The organism is Peribacillus phoenicis (assembly GCF_047238085.1).
Lineage (GTDB): Bacteria > Bacillota > Bacilli > Bacillales > DSM-1321 > Peribacillus.
Genome location: NZ_JBDFMF010000001.1, coordinates 2,491,750 through 2,508,939 on the forward strand (window position 1 = coordinate 2,491,750; position 17,190 = coordinate 2,508,939).

General features: G+C 40.4%; 17 protein-coding genes and 1 riboswitch. Of the genes, 1 reads left to right on the plus strand and 16 read right to left on the minus strand.

Going from position 1 to position 17,190, the window contains the following annotated elements; all coding sequences use genetic code 11:
• Position 1: 1 nt before the first annotated feature.
• From ABC374_RS12220 to pdxS, 11 genes are all read right to left on the minus strand, one after another.
• Complete coding sequence (locus tag ABC374_RS12220; RefSeq protein ID WP_350298919.1) at positions 2 to 217, minus strand: DUF3906 family protein; 216 nt, start codon at positions 215 to 217, stop codon at positions 2 to 4.
• Between the two features lie 20 nt (positions 218 to 237).
• The gene (locus tag ABC374_RS12225; RefSeq protein ID WP_350298920.1) at positions 238 to 1,863 is read right to left on the minus strand and encodes a nitrite/sulfite reductase; all 1,626 of its coding nucleotides are present in this window, start codon (positions 1,861 to 1,863) and stop codon (positions 238 to 240) included.
• A 17-nt stretch (positions 1,864 to 1,880) separates the two neighbouring features.
• Complete coding sequence (cysC, locus tag ABC374_RS12230) at positions 1,881 to 2,480, minus strand: adenylyl-sulfate kinase (RefSeq protein WP_283914658.1); 600 nt, start codon at positions 2,478 to 2,480, stop codon at positions 1,881 to 1,883.
• A 42-nt stretch (positions 2,481 to 2,522) separates the two neighbouring features.
• Entirely contained in the window at positions 2,523 to 3,671 is a 1,149-nt protein-coding gene (sat, locus tag ABC374_RS12235; protein ID WP_413018008.1) for a sulfate adenylyltransferase, read from the minus strand.
• Positions 3,672 to 3,746: 75 nt separating this feature from the next.
• Positions 3,747 to 4,451: a phosphoadenylyl-sulfate reductase gene (locus ABC374_RS12240; protein WP_413020332.1), complete on the minus strand. Its 705-nt coding sequence runs from the start codon at positions 4,449 to 4,451 to the stop codon at positions 3,747 to 3,749.
• A gap of 182 nt (positions 4,452 to 4,633) precedes the next feature.
• Positions 4,634 to 4,777: a YezD family protein gene (locus ABC374_RS12245; protein WP_072273036.1), complete on the minus strand. Its 144-nt coding sequence runs from the start codon at positions 4,775 to 4,777 to the stop codon at positions 4,634 to 4,636.
• A 171-nt stretch (positions 4,778 to 4,948) separates the two neighbouring features.
• Positions 4,949 to 5,057: riboswitch (SAM riboswitch) on the minus strand.
• A 281-nt stretch (positions 5,058 to 5,338) separates the two neighbouring features.
• Complete coding sequence (ssuE, locus tag ABC374_RS12250) at positions 5,339 to 5,872, minus strand: NADPH-dependent FMN reductase (protein WP_350298922.1); 534 nt, start codon at positions 5,870 to 5,872, stop codon at positions 5,339 to 5,341.
• A gap of 211 nt (positions 5,873 to 6,083) precedes the next feature.
• Entirely contained in the window at positions 6,084 to 6,671 is a 588-nt protein-coding gene (locus ABC374_RS12255; RefSeq protein WP_350298923.1) for a TetR/AcrR family transcriptional regulator, read from the minus strand.
• A gap of 173 nt (positions 6,672 to 6,844) precedes the next feature.
• Entirely contained in the window at positions 6,845 to 7,591 is a 747-nt protein-coding gene (locus ABC374_RS12260; protein WP_350298924.1) for an SDR family NAD(P)-dependent oxidoreductase, read from the minus strand.
• 154 nt (positions 7,592 to 7,745) lie between these two features.
• Entirely contained in the window at positions 7,746 to 8,345 is a 600-nt protein-coding gene (pdxT, locus tag ABC374_RS12265) for a pyridoxal 5'-phosphate synthase glutaminase subunit PdxT (RefSeq protein WP_413018011.1), read from the minus strand.
• Position 8,346: 1 nt separating this feature from the next.
• Entirely contained in the window at positions 8,347 to 9,234 is an 888-nt protein-coding gene (pdxS, locus tag ABC374_RS12270; RefSeq protein WP_350298925.1) for a pyridoxal 5'-phosphate synthase lyase subunit PdxS, read from the minus strand.
• Positions 9,235 to 9,368: 134 nt separating this feature from the next.
• On the opposite strand from pdxS, the gene pdxR reads away from it, so the two are divergent.
• The gene (pdxR, locus tag ABC374_RS12275; RefSeq protein WP_413018014.1) at positions 9,369 to 10,763 is read left to right on the plus strand and encodes a MocR-like pyridoxine biosynthesis transcription factor PdxR; all 1,395 of its coding nucleotides are present in this window, start codon (positions 9,369 to 9,371) and stop codon (positions 10,761 to 10,763) included.
• A 103-nt stretch (positions 10,764 to 10,866) separates the two neighbouring features.
• Here the strand turns inward: pdxR and ABC374_RS12280 are convergent, their stop codons facing one another.
• The 5 genes from ABC374_RS12280 to ABC374_RS12300 form a co-directional block, all read right to left on the minus strand.
• On the minus strand, positions 10,867 to 11,172 hold the full coding sequence (locus ABC374_RS12280) for a hypothetical protein (RefSeq protein ID WP_413018016.1): 306 nt from the start codon (positions 11,170 to 11,172) through the stop codon (positions 10,867 to 10,869).
• Between the two features lie 91 nt (positions 11,173 to 11,263).
• A complete protein-coding gene (gene dsdA / locus ABC374_RS12285) occupies positions 11,264 to 12,595 on the minus strand; it encodes a D-serine ammonia-lyase (RefSeq protein WP_413020333.1) in 1,332 nt (443 codons plus the stop codon).
• A gap of 101 nt (positions 12,596 to 12,696) precedes the next feature.
• Complete coding sequence (gene pabB, locus ABC374_RS12290; RefSeq protein WP_413018018.1) at positions 12,697 to 14,445, minus strand: aminodeoxychorismate synthase component I; 1,749 nt, start codon at positions 14,443 to 14,445, stop codon at positions 12,697 to 12,699.
• A gap of 92 nt (positions 14,446 to 14,537) precedes the next feature.
• Positions 14,538 to 15,560, minus strand: coding sequence for an LLM class flavin-dependent oxidoreductase (locus ABC374_RS12295; RefSeq protein ID WP_413018020.1), 1,023 nt, complete (start codon positions 15,558 to 15,560; stop codon positions 14,538 to 14,540).
• Positions 15,561 to 15,653: 93 nt separating this feature from the next.
• Positions 15,654 to 16,652: an LLM class flavin-dependent oxidoreductase gene (locus ABC374_RS12300; RefSeq protein ID WP_413018022.1), complete on the minus strand. Its 999-nt coding sequence runs from the start codon at positions 16,650 to 16,652 to the stop codon at positions 15,654 to 15,656.
• Positions 16,653 to 17,190: the final 538 nt, after the last annotated feature.

Here is a 17,190-nt window from a genome sequence, read left to right on the forward strand (position 1 = left end):
CTTAGAGAATCGTTTCGAATTCCGATAAAACGAAACCTGCTCCATTTTTAATTTTCTTTTTTTCGTATAATGAGATGTCATCCACTTCAGGCATTTTCAAATAATGCTTTTCCAGCTCGATATCAACAAGTTCAAACGCCTTTTCATCTGAATCGGCAACAATGATGACATGAATTGGTTGTTCCTTGATAGTGACTTCAAAACGGTATAGATTCATCGATTGCTTACCTTCCCCTATTAAACGGCCACTTCCGTTAATATATCATCAAGCTTACTTTGTAACTCGGATATCCCTACCCTTTCCACAAAATCAAGAAAGGTTTCCGATAGAAGTTTTGTTTCTTTGAAAAATAGAATCAGTTCTTTCAGAACATGATAGAGCTTTTCAGCTTCCACTTTCCCTTTAAGTTTTTCATTGAATTTCCCGCCCTCATTCAGCGTTCCACCGACGTATATTTCAAAAGCCTCGACCATCTTTTTGTCCTGGTTTTTCATTTTTATGCCTTGCAGGCCAATTTCGGCGATGGCTCTTTGACCGCAATTATTCGGACAACCGACCATATGCATCCTTACAGGAACATCGAGATCTATTTCCTTGTCCAATGATTCAGAAATGGTCCTCATTCGTTCTTTTGTTTCAACGAGTGCCAGGTTGCAATACTCGATGCCTGTACAAGAAACGGAATAACCAATGAATTTTTTTGGGTGGTATGGAAATCTTTCAAAGATGGATTCCTGTTTTAATTCCTCAAGTTTTGCATCCGGCACATTTGGAATGATAAGATTTTGAGAATTACAGTTTCGGATTTCACCATTTCCATATTTCTTCGCAAGTTCGGCAAACTCGATCACTTCGTCTGGGTTTAGGCGACCAACTGGTATATTGACTCCAACATAGTTCAGACCATCTTGTTTTTGTTTATGGATGCCGTAGAAATAACCTGCATTCCATCCCTCCACCGCACTTTCACCCTTTTCAGGAAGCGGACCGGTGTATTCCAGCAGCTTTTCCTTGAATTGTTCAGGACCCCAATCAGCGACAAGGAATTTCAATCGTGAGCGATGACGTTTTTCACGGTACCCGAAGTCACGGAATATCGTCGTGATGGCTGCCGCTACTTCGACTGTTTTTTCAGGTAAAATGAATAAATCAAGTTCCTCTGCCAGCATCGGAACGGAGGACAGCCCACCGCCTACTTTTACGTGAAAACCAACTTCCGTTACTCCATCAATTTCTTTAGTTGCTGGATTGAAAGAAACGCAGTTGATTTCAGCATTTGATGCATTATGGATATTAGCACTTATGGACATTTTATATTTCCTAGGAAGGTTCGAATAGTCTTCGTTAAGGCGGAAATACTCAAATACATCATATAGAACCTCGCGTGTATCGAAAAGTTCGTCAGGATCGATGCCTGCCAATGCATTCCCGATGATATTGCGTGTGATATCACCACAAGCACCAGCCGTAGTCATTCCAACCTTTTCCAAACGATTTAAGATATCCGGGACTTGTTCAATGGTCAGCCAATGGAATTGAATGGCTTGACGGGTTGTAATGTCATATACACCCCTCCCGTAATCTTTAGCGATGTTTGCCAGCGTAATTTGTTGATCATAAGTCAGGATACCGCCGGGAATAACGACACGCATCATCCAATAACCAGCTTCTTTTGGCCGTTGCAGGTAGAGACCCGCCCACTTGAACATATCCCAATTTTCCTTAGGGATGGAATCAAAACCATTTGCTGCGTAATGTGGAATATCATCAAATATCTTCAAGCCGTCTTTTTCCAATTTCCAGACTTCCGTTTTATTTTTAGCGATTAGTGGATTTTCCGACCAAAATTTCTCGTAAACCATTATATTATCCTCCTTGATTAAATCGCTTTCTTTGCTGACAAATAACCGATTACCTGTTCAACGCACTCTTCAATGCTGTACTGGTCGGATTCTAAAATGATTTCCGGTTGTTCAGGTTCTTCGTAAGGAGAGTCGATTCCGGTAAAATCTTTAATGATTCCCTTACGCGCCTTGTCATAAAGACCTTTAGGATCACGCACTTCGCACTCTTCGATCGGACACTTTATGTATACTTCAATAAACTCCCCTTCTTCAAGTAAATCACGTACAATCTGCCGATCTGCCCTGAAAGGTGATATGAAGGCGGTCAATACGAACTGCCCACTATCCACGAATAACTTGGAAACCTCACCGATTCGCCTAATATTCTCGGTTCTGTCCTCTTCAGAAAAACCTAAATCTTTATTCAAACCATGACGGATATTATCACCATCCAAAACATAACTTCGAATATTCCGATTATATAACTCTTTAGCGACTGCATTCGCAATCGTTGATTTTCCGGAGCCCGAGAGACCAGTGAACCATAGAACTGTGCTTTCATGGCCGTTCTGCTTCCGGCGGAGCTCCTTGGTCAATGACGTTTCATGCCAAGTGACATTCGTACTTTTACTCATTAAAAATCCCCCTCTTCATGTGATCCTTCAATTTATGTCCGATCAGTTATAAACTTCATTCTTTTTTAGACCTTCGATCAACACCTCGATGACTTCCTTACGGCTAAAGGTAGCTGGAGGAATTTCTCCGTTACGCAGCATTTCCCTTACCTTCGTTCCAGACAGGATGACATGGTCTTCCTTGCCATGCGGACAAGTTTTAGCGGAAGCCATATTGCCACATGCTTTACAGTAAAAGCTATGTTCAAAGAATAATAGCGTGATCCCTAACTCATCTGCGTTGAAATTCCCAAAGATTTTTTGAGCATCATATGTTCCATAATAATCGCCCACACCCGCATGATCACGTCCGACGATAAAATGTGTGCAACCATAATTTTTACGGACCATCGCATGGAAAATGGCTTCCCTAGGTCCTGCATAACGCATGGCAGCAGGGAAAACTGCAAGGGAGACGCGATCCTTAGGATAATATTTTTCAAGCAGCACTTTATAGCTTTCCATTCTTACATCTGCCGGAATGTCATCTGATTTGGTGGCACCTACAAGAGGGTTTAAGAATAAGCCGTCGACTATCTCCAATGCTGTCTTTTGAATGTATTCATGTGCACGGTGAACAGGGTTCCTCGTTTGGAAGCCGACAACCGTTTCCCAGCCTTTTTCAGCAAAAGCTTTCCTTGTCTCGACTGGGTCCAAATAGTGAGCTTGAAACTGCGGACGCTCTATTCTCTTGATCAACTTTATTTCCCCACCGACATATACATCACCGCGGTTATATAAATTTTTCACTCCAGGATGCTTCTCATCATCCGTTTGATATACTAATGTCGCTTCCAATTGCTTATCTGGCGTGTAAATATCGGAAACGGAGAGAATCCCGTATGTTTCACCTTCATGAGTCAACGTTACTTCTTCACCTATAGTAAGGGTTTCTGCAGTTTCTTCGGTCAAAGGAAGCGTAATTGGGATGCTCCATACATGACCGCTGCTAAGCCTCAAATCCTTGACCACTGTCTCGTAGTCACTTTTTGTAAAGAATCCTTTAATTGGACTGTAGGCACCAGTGCCTATCAATTCAAGATCACTTAAAGCAATTTGATCGATTTCGATTGACTTTGTTATTTTACTAATATCATAATTTGGTTCCCAAAGATCGATTAATGTTCCTCCGTGCGGTAAACTGATTGTCATGCTAATTTCCCCCTATGGTTTCTATTTATTTAAGCCTATGGTTTCTATTTATTTAAGCCTATGGTTTTTATTTATTTAAGATAAATGCAATCCGCATTCCGTTTTTTGAGCTCCTTGCCAACGGCCAGAGCGTAAATCATCTGCATTGAAGGCTGGTGCTGTACATGTTTTACATCCAATGCTCGGATATCCATTATCATGCAGGATATTATATGGAAGTCCGTTTTTGTGGGCGTAGCGCCAAACATCTTTCCATGTCCAATGTATGAGTGGACATATTTTAACTGACTTGAACTTATTATCCTTATTGATATACTCGGTTAAAGCCCTTGTTTCGGATTGCTCCCTCCGCAGTCCCGAAAGCCATGCTGTTGCCGTTGAAAGCACATCGGTAAGCGGAATGATTTTACGGATATTACAGCACTTATTTGAATCTCTAACCCATAATTCATCCCCATATTCCGCTGCTTGTTCCTCTAGCGTCAAGGCAGGTTTCTTCATTTCGATCGAAAGCTTTGGATATCGCTTTTTCACTTGCTCGATCAATTGATAAGTTTCCTCAAAATGAACATCTGTATCAAGGAAAACTATTTTGGCAGAAGGATTGACCTTCGCCAATAAATCCGTAAGCACGATGCCTTCAATGCCAAAACTGCAAGCATAAATCAGTTCGTTTCCAAAATGGTCATTCGCCCATTGCAGAACTTCCAAAGCACCTTTTGTCTCACTGTCTTCGGGAAATACAGGGAAATCCCCAGTGTTGAAATTTTCATAGTTTATTAATGCAGCCAACTTTGTAGCCCCCTCTAAAAACTTGCTGTATCAGGTTAGAGTAACTGTTGATCAATGCCCGTTGTAATCTTCTCCAGTTTGTTTGACTCTAGGAAAAAAGAGACGAATCTAACCAATACTCTCTCTATATCAGTTAAACCCGCCTCTAGTTTTTCTAGTCAGCAGATACCTTATTTAATTCTTAATTTTTCATTTCTTTCCATTTGAATGATTTTACCATCCTGGACAATAAGTGTAATGGATCCATATTTCATAGAATTAAGCATTTCTTGAAGTCGTTCAAATATTTCTTCAAGCTGATTCTCTTTATCCAAGCCTGTTCCTCCTTTAAGAAAATCCGCGAATTTCTTATTTTCACCGCTGGTTCAATGAATTTCTTAGATTTATATAATTCCAAACAACCTTACATTGTTATGGTTTGCCTACAACTTTCCCAAAAAACAAAAATCTTTCCATGATGGAAAGATCCCAAGGTAAATATCTTTACCTTATCTTCCAAAATGATCAACATTTTGTTGGAGGTAGCACCTTGCATCGATCATGCAGGTTGCTGGACTTCAAAGGGCCAATTCCCTCCGTCGCTCTGGATAAGTTTTATTATTTTAAATATTAACATATATTTAATCCTTGTCAATGGAGTTTTCTTATAAAATAACTTGGTTTAATATTATGGATGAACTGTTATTTTTATACACACTATTCCGATTATGATTTTATGTTCATGTAAATATGAAAATAGACTCGTCTTTTTAGATAAAGCATCCAAAAAAATGAGTCTATTTTCATTAACAAACCTATTATTGGCGCCTGTCATTCTTTGAAAAAATAATTTCTCGAATTCCAGTACTTTTTATAGAAGGAATTACTCGAATTCATTAATTTCTTAACTGTATCGCTTCTACAAATTCTTGAACTTGACTCTGGACGCGATCAATTAAATGCAAATCATTTATCGGGTTTTCTGAATTCTGTTTATCTATTTCTTTATCAACGAAATAAATCCCCTGCAGCGGCTCGCCTTTTAATATTGAAATTAATGGTTTAAGTGCATAGTCAATCGCCAATAGATGCCTGTTACTTCCGCCAATCATGATTGGCAGTACTGGCTTACCCTTAAAAGCACCTTCTGGCAACAAATCGATCAAGGCCTTCAATACACCTGTATAAGAAGCCTTATAAACCGGTGAACCAATAATGACACCTCTAGCTGCTTGAATTTTCTCTGAAAGCTTTAAGATATCTTCGCTATTATATTTGCCTTGGAATAAATCATCTGCTGAGAAATCCGTAATTGAGAAATAAGCTGTGGTAAAACCTTCGTTTTCAACTAATGATTGAATATGTTTTAGTGAAATGTCCGTTCTGGACGGAATAGCCGGACTTCCTGATAAAATTACGATATCGGTCATTTAATCTCCCCCTCCAATATTACATGATTTCCAGATAAAATCTTCGTAAGCATTTCGTACAGCATGCATTTATCGTAATAGTCTGAAAAATATAAGTCAAATCTTACACTCTGGTTTAAAAAATTTTCAAGTTTACTCCATCGGATCTTAAGGAAAATAAAACGGTCATATTGAAGGGCTTGAGCATCAAGCCGTAAATATGACCGTTTCATTATGTATGTTTTTGTTTGCCATGAATACCATATACCAAAAGTTGAGCAATGCTCTTAATTCGTTCAGAAGTAAAATATGGCTCCTTTTTCTGCTGATGGATCTCATAATGTGTAGATAATGCCAATGTGAAAGAAATGATCCCTACATTAAATAGGATAATATCAGAGATATACTGTATCTCACCACTATCTATTCTCTTCTGTATTTCAATATGCCTGGCATTCGGCTTGAAAATCTGATCTACATATTGCTTAGAAATATCTTGATCAAATTGTGTTTCCCTGAATAGTATCGAAAACTGTTCTTTATTATCAAGAATTTTATTTATCATGGTGCAAACATGATTCTCCACTAGATCATCCGTAGATAGATGGCTAGTCCCATCTTCAGATTCCTCTTTCTCATCAGGGGTAATGGTAGCCAATAGCAAATCTTTTTTGCTGTCAAAGTATTTGTAAATAGTAGCTTCGGAAACATTGCAAGCAGAGGCAATTTCATTCGTTCTTGTCATGTCAAAACCTTTAGTGGCAAAAAGAGTCCGGGCTACATTTATGATTCGTTCTTTCGTTTGCTGCCCTTTTTTCAAAAATATCAACCTTCTTTTATAATGATAAGACCGGTTTCACCAATCTATTTTCCATGATATCCCGATGGTATCAATCGGTCAATATTACCTTTGATTCATTAGAATTCAATATTCCCATATATCATAAATAGAAAACATCGTCTGATTGGGACGATGTTTTCTTATAGAGAAAATCACTTAAAGGATGCATAGCCATCATCGACCATGACTACACTTCCATTGATCGCATCCGCTTCCTCTAAAGATAATAGATAGACGGCATTTGCAACGGCTTCTGGCTTAATTAATTTACCGCGCATTTGACTTGCATTCAATTTATCGATGATTCCCATATCTTTATAGCCTTGAATGATAGGAGTGTCAACCCCGCCTGGCGCAATGCCCACTACCCGTATGCCATAAGCACCCAATTCCAAAGCAGCTGTCTGTGTCATCATTCTTACAGCTCCTTTAGTCGCCTGATAGGCAAAGGTTCCGTGGGAAGCTAAGTAACCAAACACAGAAGCCGTATTAATAATGACACCCTTGTTACCTAGCTCCTTCATTTTCCGTCCTGCTGCCATGATTCCAAAGGCAACTCCGTGCTGATTCACTCCAATCGTTTTGAAGTAACCCTCCATATCTTGATCGAGGATCATACCGCCTGCACCGATGCCGGCATTATTAAACATGATATCGATCCTTCCGAATGTTTCCACTGCTTTATTGATTAAGGATTCAACATCTTCCTGCTTAGAAACATCCGTTTTTACAAAAATGGCCTCTCCGCCATACGCTGTAATCTGTTCAACGGTTTCCTGTCCCATTCCTTCATTAAAATCCGCAACAACGACCTTGTCCCCTTTTGCTGCGAATTTCAAACATGTGGCCCGGCCAATACCGCTTGCTCCTCCTGTAATAACTGCAACTCTTGCTGTCATGTACATTCCCCTTTCAACACTAAAAATATAGTAAGTGTTTACTTACTTTTTTATTATAAAAGTAAGGAATATTTAATTCAAGCAATATGTATTTATATAGGGTTTTGAGCTTTCATAAGTAAAGCTGTCCTATTACTAGGACAGCTTCATTTTTTTAACAGGTTTTCAATTCGGCCTTACTTATGGATGTCTTCACCATTTCAATGAAAAGCTGCATAAAACGATCATCACCTGTTAATTCTGGATGAAACGCACTAACGAGGACATGGTCTTGTCTCGCAGCTACTACATTCTCTTCATAAACAGCCAATACTTCTACACCTTCTCCAATTCCATCAGCAAATGGCGCCCGGATGAAAACTGCCTTATAAGGGGTTTCCATTCCTTTGATTGATAGTTCAGCCTCGAAACTATCCTTTTGACGTCCAAATCCGTTCCTTTTCACGGAAATGTCCATTAGTCCAAGATAGGCCTTCTCATCGCCAGTCAATTCATTGGCCGCCAATACCATCCCTGCACATGTACCGAAAATTGGTTTTTTATCTTCGGAGAAAGTTTTGACTGGTTCCATAAATCCATAACGATCCATTAGCTTCCTCATCGTCGTGCTTTCTCCGCCTGGAATGATCAAGCCATCGATTTCCAGCAACTGCTCCGGCTTTTTTACTATAACTGCTTGTTCGCCGGCAGCTTTGATTTGATTCAAGTGTTCTTCAACTGCTCCCTGTAAACCCAAAACACCGATAGTTATCATATTACCATCCACGTTCCTGCATCCGTTCTGCCGGAGCTAGTTTGGAAATATCAATTCCTTTCATTGCACTGCCTAACTCTTTGGACAACTTGCCAATCAATTCATAATCGGTGAAATATGTAGTCGCTTGAACGATTGCGGATGCGAATTTTTCTGGAGTTTCAGATTTAAAAATACCAGACCCTACGAAAACGCCATCTGCTCCCAATTCCATCATCAATGCTGCATCTGCTGGAGTCGCAATTCCACCGGCTGCAAAATTAACTACAGGCAATTTACCTGTGCGTTTGATTTCTCTTAAAATTTCATAAGGGGCTCCAAGATTTTTTGCCTCTGTCATTAATTCATCATCACTCATGATGCTCACTTTACGAATTTGTGACTGTACCTTTCTCATATGACGCACAGCTTCCACAATATTACCCGTTCCTGGTTCTCCTTTTGTACGAAGCATTGATGCTCCTTCGCCAATACGGCGTGCAGCTTCACCTAAATCACGGCAGCCACAAACGAAAGGTACGGTGAAATCACTTTTTAGAATATGGTATTCTTCATCAGCAGGAGTCAGCACTTCACTTTCATCGATATAATCCACTCCCATGGATTCCAGGACCCTTGATTCAACGATATGACCAATCCTTGCTTTAGCCATGACCGGGATGGACACTGCATTCATTACTTCCTCTACAATTCGCGGATCTGCCATTCTTGCTACGCCGCCAGCCGCACGGATGTCGGAAGGAACCCTTTCCAATGCCATGACAGCCACAGCACCTGATGCTTCTGCGATTTTTGCTTGTTCTGCGTTAATGACGTCCATGATTACGCCACCCTTTTGCATTTGTGCCATTCCTCTTTTTACTGTGTCAGTTCCTAATAATTTTTCCATTTTTCTCTTCCCCCTAATATTTGCATTTTTTAGATTTGTTAGACTTAGTATAAAAAAGAGTTGACCGCATTGAAAGTGTCAGTTTTAATAAATTTAATGGGGTCAGTAAATTTATAAAAAAAGGTGGAAACAAAATGAATATGCTTTCTTGCGATTTAAATCGGTTAAGTGAAGTACCATTGTACGAACAATTATATTCATATATTAAAAAAGAAATCATTGATGGCCGTCTTCTTTACGGCACAAAACTGCCTTCCAAACGGAAATTGGCAGAGTTCCTTCAAATAAGTCAAAATACTGTCGAGACTGCATATGAACAATTGACTGCTGAAGGATACGTTGAAGTCATACCAAGAAAAGGGTACTATATTCAAACATTCGAGGATTTAGAGTATACACAAACTAACCAAGTTTCAGTGGAACAAATCAATCATAAAGAAGGGGAATTGCTATATCATTTTCATCCCAGCCAAATTGACACGGAACACTTCCCATTTGAAAAATGGAGAAAACACATGAAAAGCAAAATCGATGAATCACATCAAGATCTTCTTTTACTTGGGGATTCTCAAGGGGAATATGAATTACGATATGAAATTGCCCATTATTTGTATCATGCACGTGGTGTACAATGTGTTCCCGAACAGATCATCATTGGTGCAGGAATGGAAATTTTATTGCAGCAGCTTGTCCTTCTTTTCGATAAAAATGCCATCTATGGTGTTGAAGATCCTGGGTATCACTTGATTCACCGGATTTTACGCAGCTACCCAAATGAAGTCCATCCTCTGCAAATTGATGAAGAAGGCGTAAAAGTGAACCAAATTGAAGATTCAAACATCGACGTCGTGTATGTCACTCCCTCACATCACTTCCCCAATGGGACAATCCTATCCGTTAACAGACGGACGCGATTGTTGAACTGGGCTCAAGGGGCAGGAAACCGCTATATTATCGAAGACGATTATGATAGTGAATTTCGTTATAGTGGAAAAACAATTCCTTCCTTACAAAGTATGGATGCTGGTGATAAGGTGATTTATTTAGGGTCATTCTCAAAATCATTGATGCCATCAATTCGGATTAGTTATATGGTTCTTCCCGCTCCATTGTTACAAATGCATCAACAGGAATTATCTTTTTACCATTCAACCGTTTCTCGGATTGATCAGCATGTATTGACACAGTTCATGAAGGAAGGGGATTTTGAAAAGCATTTGAATCGGATGAGGAAAGTTTACCGTCGGAAGTTGGATAAAGTGATCGAGCTGCTTAAACCCCATCAACATATAAAAATCATTGGTGAGCGGTCAGGATTGCATATCGTCCTCATCGTTAAGAACGGCATGGATGAACAGACACTTATTCAAAAGGCAAACGAAGAACATATTAAAATTTATGGATTATCGACATATTCGATCGAAAAAATTGACGAACATCCTCCAAAAATCATATTGGGCTTTGCAGGGATCCCTGAATCCGAATTGGAAAAAGCCATTCACCTTTTATTGAACTCATGGGGTTTATAAAGAAAAAAGAAGTTCACTTTCGTGAACTTCTTTAAGCTTGTCGACAAAATGGGGTTCGGAATGGTCTCTTCCTAATTCCCTTTCATGATTTTAACCAATACTTTTATTTGGAATGAAACCACAATCGATTGAACCTACACTCTTGCCGAATGCTGGCTAGCCGAGACCCGCCTAAATGCTTGCTTTGATGAGGCTGGGCAGGAAGTTGACGGAATGGAACGGTTTCAATATATGGACCGCAAAATGAATGCACGGGGTCCGAATAATATGGTGAACGGTCGAATAATGTGCGGTGTGGATCGGATAAAATGGGTGAACGGTCGAATAAAGCACGGTGTGGGTCGAATAAACTGCGTGAACGGTCGAATGATGTGTGGTCAAGGTCGAAAAACTGCTTTGGCTGAAACAACTGAGACGTTTTTTCAATAAAAAACTGCAGGCAAACTCGCTTTTCTTCGAGTTTGTCTACAGTCTGATAAATTAACTCTAGTGAACATTTTTTACCTTTTAGATAAATACTGGTCCATCATATCCTTTGGCACCATGCTCCCGCCGGTCGCCCAGATGATATGTGTGGACTGGTTCATTTTATCCACCAGTTTTTGGTCCATGAGATATTTCTTTCCTTTTGGAGCTTTAAAAAGTTGTACCGGACCCAATGCTCCTGCGAGGGCAGATGGCTCTAAATAATGACCTTCCGTCTCTGCCATTCCCCTGAGCAGATCAAATAACCTTTTATCCTCTATGGTATAGCTGCCGCTTAACATGCTCGTCATCATACGGGAAACCAATGCTGAAGGCCTTCCGACAGCAAGACCATCAGCTTCCGTCTTATTATCGATGCCAAAGTCCTGCACCGAGATTTTGTCATGAAGGCCTGTCATCAATCCGAGCGTCATGCATGGTGAATGTGTCGGCTCTGCAAAAAAACAATGTACATCATCTTCAAATGCTAACTTGAGCCCATATGTAATACCACCGGGCCCGCCGCCGACTCCGCATGGCAAGTACACAAACAAAGGGTGATCTTCGTCTACTGGTATGGACATATCTTTCAGTTGTTTCTTCAGGCGCGTTGCAGCTGTCGCATAACCTAGCAGTAGATCCATTGAATTTTCATCATCAATAAAATGGCAATCGGGATCAAGTGATGCTTCATTACGGCCTTCTTCTACAGCTTTACTATAATCATCATCATATTCCTTTACAATGACTCCAAGACTTGTTAATTTATCCTTTTTCCACTGTTTGGCATCTGCCGACATATGGACCGTTACTTTGAATCCCAGCTTAGCGCTTATTATTCCAATACTCATTCCTAAATTGCCGGTTGAACCGACTGCAATCGAATATTTTGAAAAAAGCTCTTTGTATTCATCGCTCGCAAGTATCCCATAATTATCAGTCCGTTTTAAACCACCATGCTTCATTGCTATTTCCTCAGCACGTTTTAAGACCTCATATATACCTCCGCGAGCCTTGATGGAACCTGATATTGGTAAATGACTGTCACATTTCAGCAAAAGTTTCCCAGACATTTTAGTTCCATAGGATTTTTCCAAGTTTTTTTGCATGGAAGGAATCTCGACTAGTGGTGATTCAATGATCCCCTCCATTGGTTCGGTTTCTGGAAAAGCTTTAATTATATAATTGGCAAATCTATTTAATCTTTCTTCAGCAGATTTAACTTGTTCAGCTTGGACGATTGGGTTTTCTTGCTTGTTACCGTAATCTGGATTCGTCCAGAAGACTTCGTTCATCTTTATCACATTATTAAGTATAGGATCTTTCGCTTTCCAATCCATGATCGATAAACCTGCGATTTTATGCATCTCCACAGCAGTCCCTCCCGGAAATGTAGTTTTCATCTTCTACTATAACTCAACAAACTGCGATAAAGATTACAATTTTCACTTTTTTTCGAATAATCAGCTTAGAAAGTCAAATTCACTTTTAATTTCCCTCGCACACTATTAATAAACCAAATTTCCTCAGCGTTATTAAGGTCAGCCTTTGAAATGGGTTTTTCTATGATTTCCTTCTTCCTGATCAAGTCTTGACGAAATGTTCCAGCAAGCAGACCTGCTTCCACCGGAGGGGTATAGAGTTCACCATTTATCTTCACCACCACATTTCCGTTCGTGAATTCCGTGATGAATCCTTCTTCATTCCAAAGCAAAACATCATGGAAGTCAGGATTATTCATTTGAAAGCCTTCATATACATCACGATTGGTGGTCTTATGAAATAGAAATGGATTTGCACTTGATATTGGAGTTTCAGCCAAGATAGCCGTAAATTCTGAATCAAGGGGCTTGATTGCTTGTCCAGAGACTTCAATTTCACCATTTTCATTAAGTAATACCCTTACCTTTTGTAACGTCCCTTGATCCATATCCGCATACTTTTGGAGTTGATCTCTAAGATTCAATTCAGGGAACCGGTAATCGAAGTAATCAGCGGATTGTTTCATCCGATCGATATGATCAGTCAACAAATAATATTCGCCATCGCTGAGCTTCATCGATTCCAATAGTTTGTAAGCAGGCCTTTCCACCGTCAATAATTTGGCTTTTAAAAACGCTTCGTCATATTCTTCAGATAGCTCGGAATCCCAAGTGATTCCACCTCCTACCCCATACTCGGCTTTCCCAGTTTCGTTATCGATCACGACCGTACGAATCGGCACATTAAAAACGGCTTCGGATTCAGGGGTGATGAACCCGATTGCACCGCAATAAACTTCCCGTGGTGAATTCTCGATATCAGCGATGATTTCCATCGTTTTAATTTTAGGTGCCCCTGTTATCGATCCACAAGGAAAAAGAGCCCTGAATATATCAATGATTGTTGTTCCTGGATTCGTATCGGCCGTAATCGTGGATGTCATTTGCCAAACGGTCGGATATTTTTCAATTGCCTTAAGCTGTGGAACCTTGACGCTTCCTGGTTCTGCAATCATTCCCAAATCATTTCTGAGCAGGTCCACAATCATGTAGTTTTCTGCTTGATTCTTTTCCGAGGCTGCTAACCAGTCTGCATTAAGCTGATCCATTTTCAGTGTCGTTCCCCGCTTTACCGTTCCTTTCATTGGCCGAGTAATCAGCTGACCATCTTCCCAACGGAAAAACAACTCGGGTGAAGCAGATAGGATTCGATGTGTCCCCACATTCAAATATGCACTATAGTTCGAGCGTTGAGCTCTCTTCAAGCGATCAAAGAAAGCGAAGTCATCTCCTTCGAACCTGGATTGCAAACGCATCGTGTAATTGACTTGATACGTATTGCCTTTCTCGATTTCCGATTTTATCATTTGAAACCCGGAATGATAGTTATGTGAATTCGTTTCTGATTGCCATTCAGCTAAATTAAAAGCCCCTGTCATTTTTTCAGGTAATTCTTCTTCCGGTTTATCGAAAATCCCGAACCATAATAATGGCATTTTGGCTCCATCTTTTACTTTAAAAGATTTTTCAAAAGCAGGTGCCGCTTCATAGGAAACGTATCCCGCTGCATAATGCCCCTGTTCTATCGCTTCCTGGACTTTTTGGAATTGGGGAATGACATCCTCAATTGAATGGGCGGTGAACACTTTTTTCGGGTTCGTAAAATATAGAGGCCTGCTGTCACCTTGTTTATCTGTGAAGTGAAATATTAAGGATAAAGGATCTTCTCGTTTCATTCTTGTCTCCTAACTTTGTTTATGAAGTAAATCGGTATGTATTTTATAAAAAAGCTTGCAGACACGGAATCTGCAAGCTCATTCTTTGACACTTATTTCATTCCAGTAACCTCTGCAATGATTTCATAAGAACGAAGGCGTGCAACCTGATCATAAATGGCAGAGTTTATAATCATTTCGTCCGCCTGCGTTTCATTTAAAAATGCCTGCAACTGCTCTTTAACCTCTTTTGGATTTCCTATGATGGAAGCGTTCAGCTGCTTCATGACAATGGCCTTTTCATATTCTGTCCAAAGGCCTTCCATTGTATCAACTGGAGGAGCAAGTTGACCGGGCGTGTTCCGTATCAAATTCAAGAACTGCTGTTGATAAGATGTAGCAATCCTTTGCGCTTCTTCTGTAGTATCAGCTGCAAAAACATTGACACCAACCATGACATAAGGTTTATCGAGAACGTCGGATGGTTTGAAATTATTGCGGTAACGGGCTAAAGCTGGTTGAGTATTTTCAGGGGAAAAATGACTTGCAAATGAAAATGGTAATCCCAGCTGTGCTGATAATGCTGCACTGAAGCCGCTTGAACCAAGCAGCCAAATCGGGATATCCTGTCCTTCGCCAGGGATGGCGCGTACACGATTATGTTTGGAATCCGCATCTAAATAACTGCGGAGCTGCGCCAATTGTTCAGGAAAATCCTGACCGTTATTACGTACGTCACCCCTGAGTGCCATGGCTGTATATTGGTCGCTTCCCGGAGCTCGCCCAAGCCCTAAATCTATTCTACCAGGATACATTGCTTCCAATGTCCCAAATTGTTCTGCGATAACAAGCGGTGCATGATTCGGCAGCATTATGCCGCCAGAACCGACGCGAATTCTTTCCGTCTTTCCCGCAACATGGCCTATAAGCACTGACGTTGCAGAGCTTGCGATCCCTGGCATGCTATGGTGTTCTGCAACCCAGAAACGGTTATAATTCCATTGCTCCACATGCTTGGCTAAATCTACTGTATTTTTAAAAGCTCCCGAAACTGTACCACCCTCAACGATTGAAGCCAGGTCCAGAACGGAAAAAGAAATGTCGCTAAGTTTTTTTGCATGTTGATCAGCATTCATATCTTCATCTTCTTTCTTTCAATTATGATAAATTGGACGCAAAGCCATCATATAGAAAATGCACACAAAATGCACACAAAATGCTCGAACGGATTAACTGTTAAGAATTTCCCTGGCAATCAAACGAAACGAATTAAGCCTATCCTCCAACTTATGAGTGATGGTTATCAGCATGATTTCATCTGCTTGATATTTCTCCTGAATCTCGTATAGCCGATACTTCACTTGTGAAGGGGTACCAAAAATCAGTTTTTCATGCATCGTTTCCATCAGTGCTTTTTCTTTTTCAGTCCAATCATGGCTCCTTACCTCTTCTATGCTTGGAACCTGCTTTCTTCCACCTTGTCCACTTTGAATTTTCCATAGAATGTTGCTAAGGGCGATTTCTTTCGCATGTTCCTCCGTTTCTGAGCAAATGGCCGAAACCGTAACGATCGTTTTAGGTTCTTTAAGCAACCCTTTTGTTTGAAAGTGTTCACGGTACTGATGAAAGCTCTGCACTCCATCATTTTCACTCATGAATTCACCAAACGCGTATGCAGTTCCATTCTCAGCGGCAAGCTTTGCACTTTTCCCGCTTGTTCCCAATATCCATGGTTCAGGCGGCACCTTTGGGATAGGAGCAGCAGAGACATTTGAAAATGGATGTTCATTCGGAAATTCATCTCTTAGAAAATTCAACAGTTCTTGAACTAGTTCAGGCATTTTATAAACATTCTGAAGAAAATTATCGGATAATGCCATCGTTGCTTCGGCAGATCCACCAGGAGCACGCCCGATTCCCATATCAATCCGGCCAGGAAAAAGTGTAGCTAGCATATTATAAGTCTCTGCTATCCTGTATGGCTTATAATGTGGAAGCAGCACTGCCCCTGAACCAATTCGGATATTTTTTGTTTGTGCACCAATATAGCTTATCAAAACCTCTGGAACGGAACAGGCCAATCCTGGGAGATCATGATGTTCAGTTAACCAGATTCTGCTATAACCAAGTCTATCTCCTTCTTGTGCGAGTTGCAGTGAACCCTGTAAGGCTTCTTGTGCTGATTGTCCTGATGCAATTGGGGATTGATCTAATATACCCAGTTTCATTTTATTCCCCCTTTCTTATCTTTCGTAACTTAATAGTAAATCATAACTAGTCGAAAGTCGCCTGAAACGCTTGCTATGTTATTGTAGTTTGCAGCCTTTAGCAGAAAATATAAGGAGTTGAATCCAAATTGGGGAGTATAAGTAAATGGTATATTCTAGCGAGGTTTTTGATTTAATACATCAAGAAGGCAAGTGACACAAATGGTCGTCACTTATTCTATCGAGGTCTTTTTAGGGATATATGTAAAAAAGAAAAGCCCTTTTAAGGGGCTTTCCAGTTTGTAGACAAAAGGAGTTCACATGTGTTTGCCAGATATGCCGTGTCACCAGGTTTTAATACTTCTATTTTAAAACAAAAATGACTCTAGGCAAAAGTGTTCTATCTAAAAGGTAAGACAAAGTTGATTGGAACGGAAGGTACGAGACTCCTGCGGGAAAAGCGAGTCTAGGGGAGACCCCGCAGGCGAAAGCCGAGGAGGCTCACGGACCGCCCGCGGAAAGCGAGTGCCTGTAGTGGAAATCAACGTCCAAATTGTAC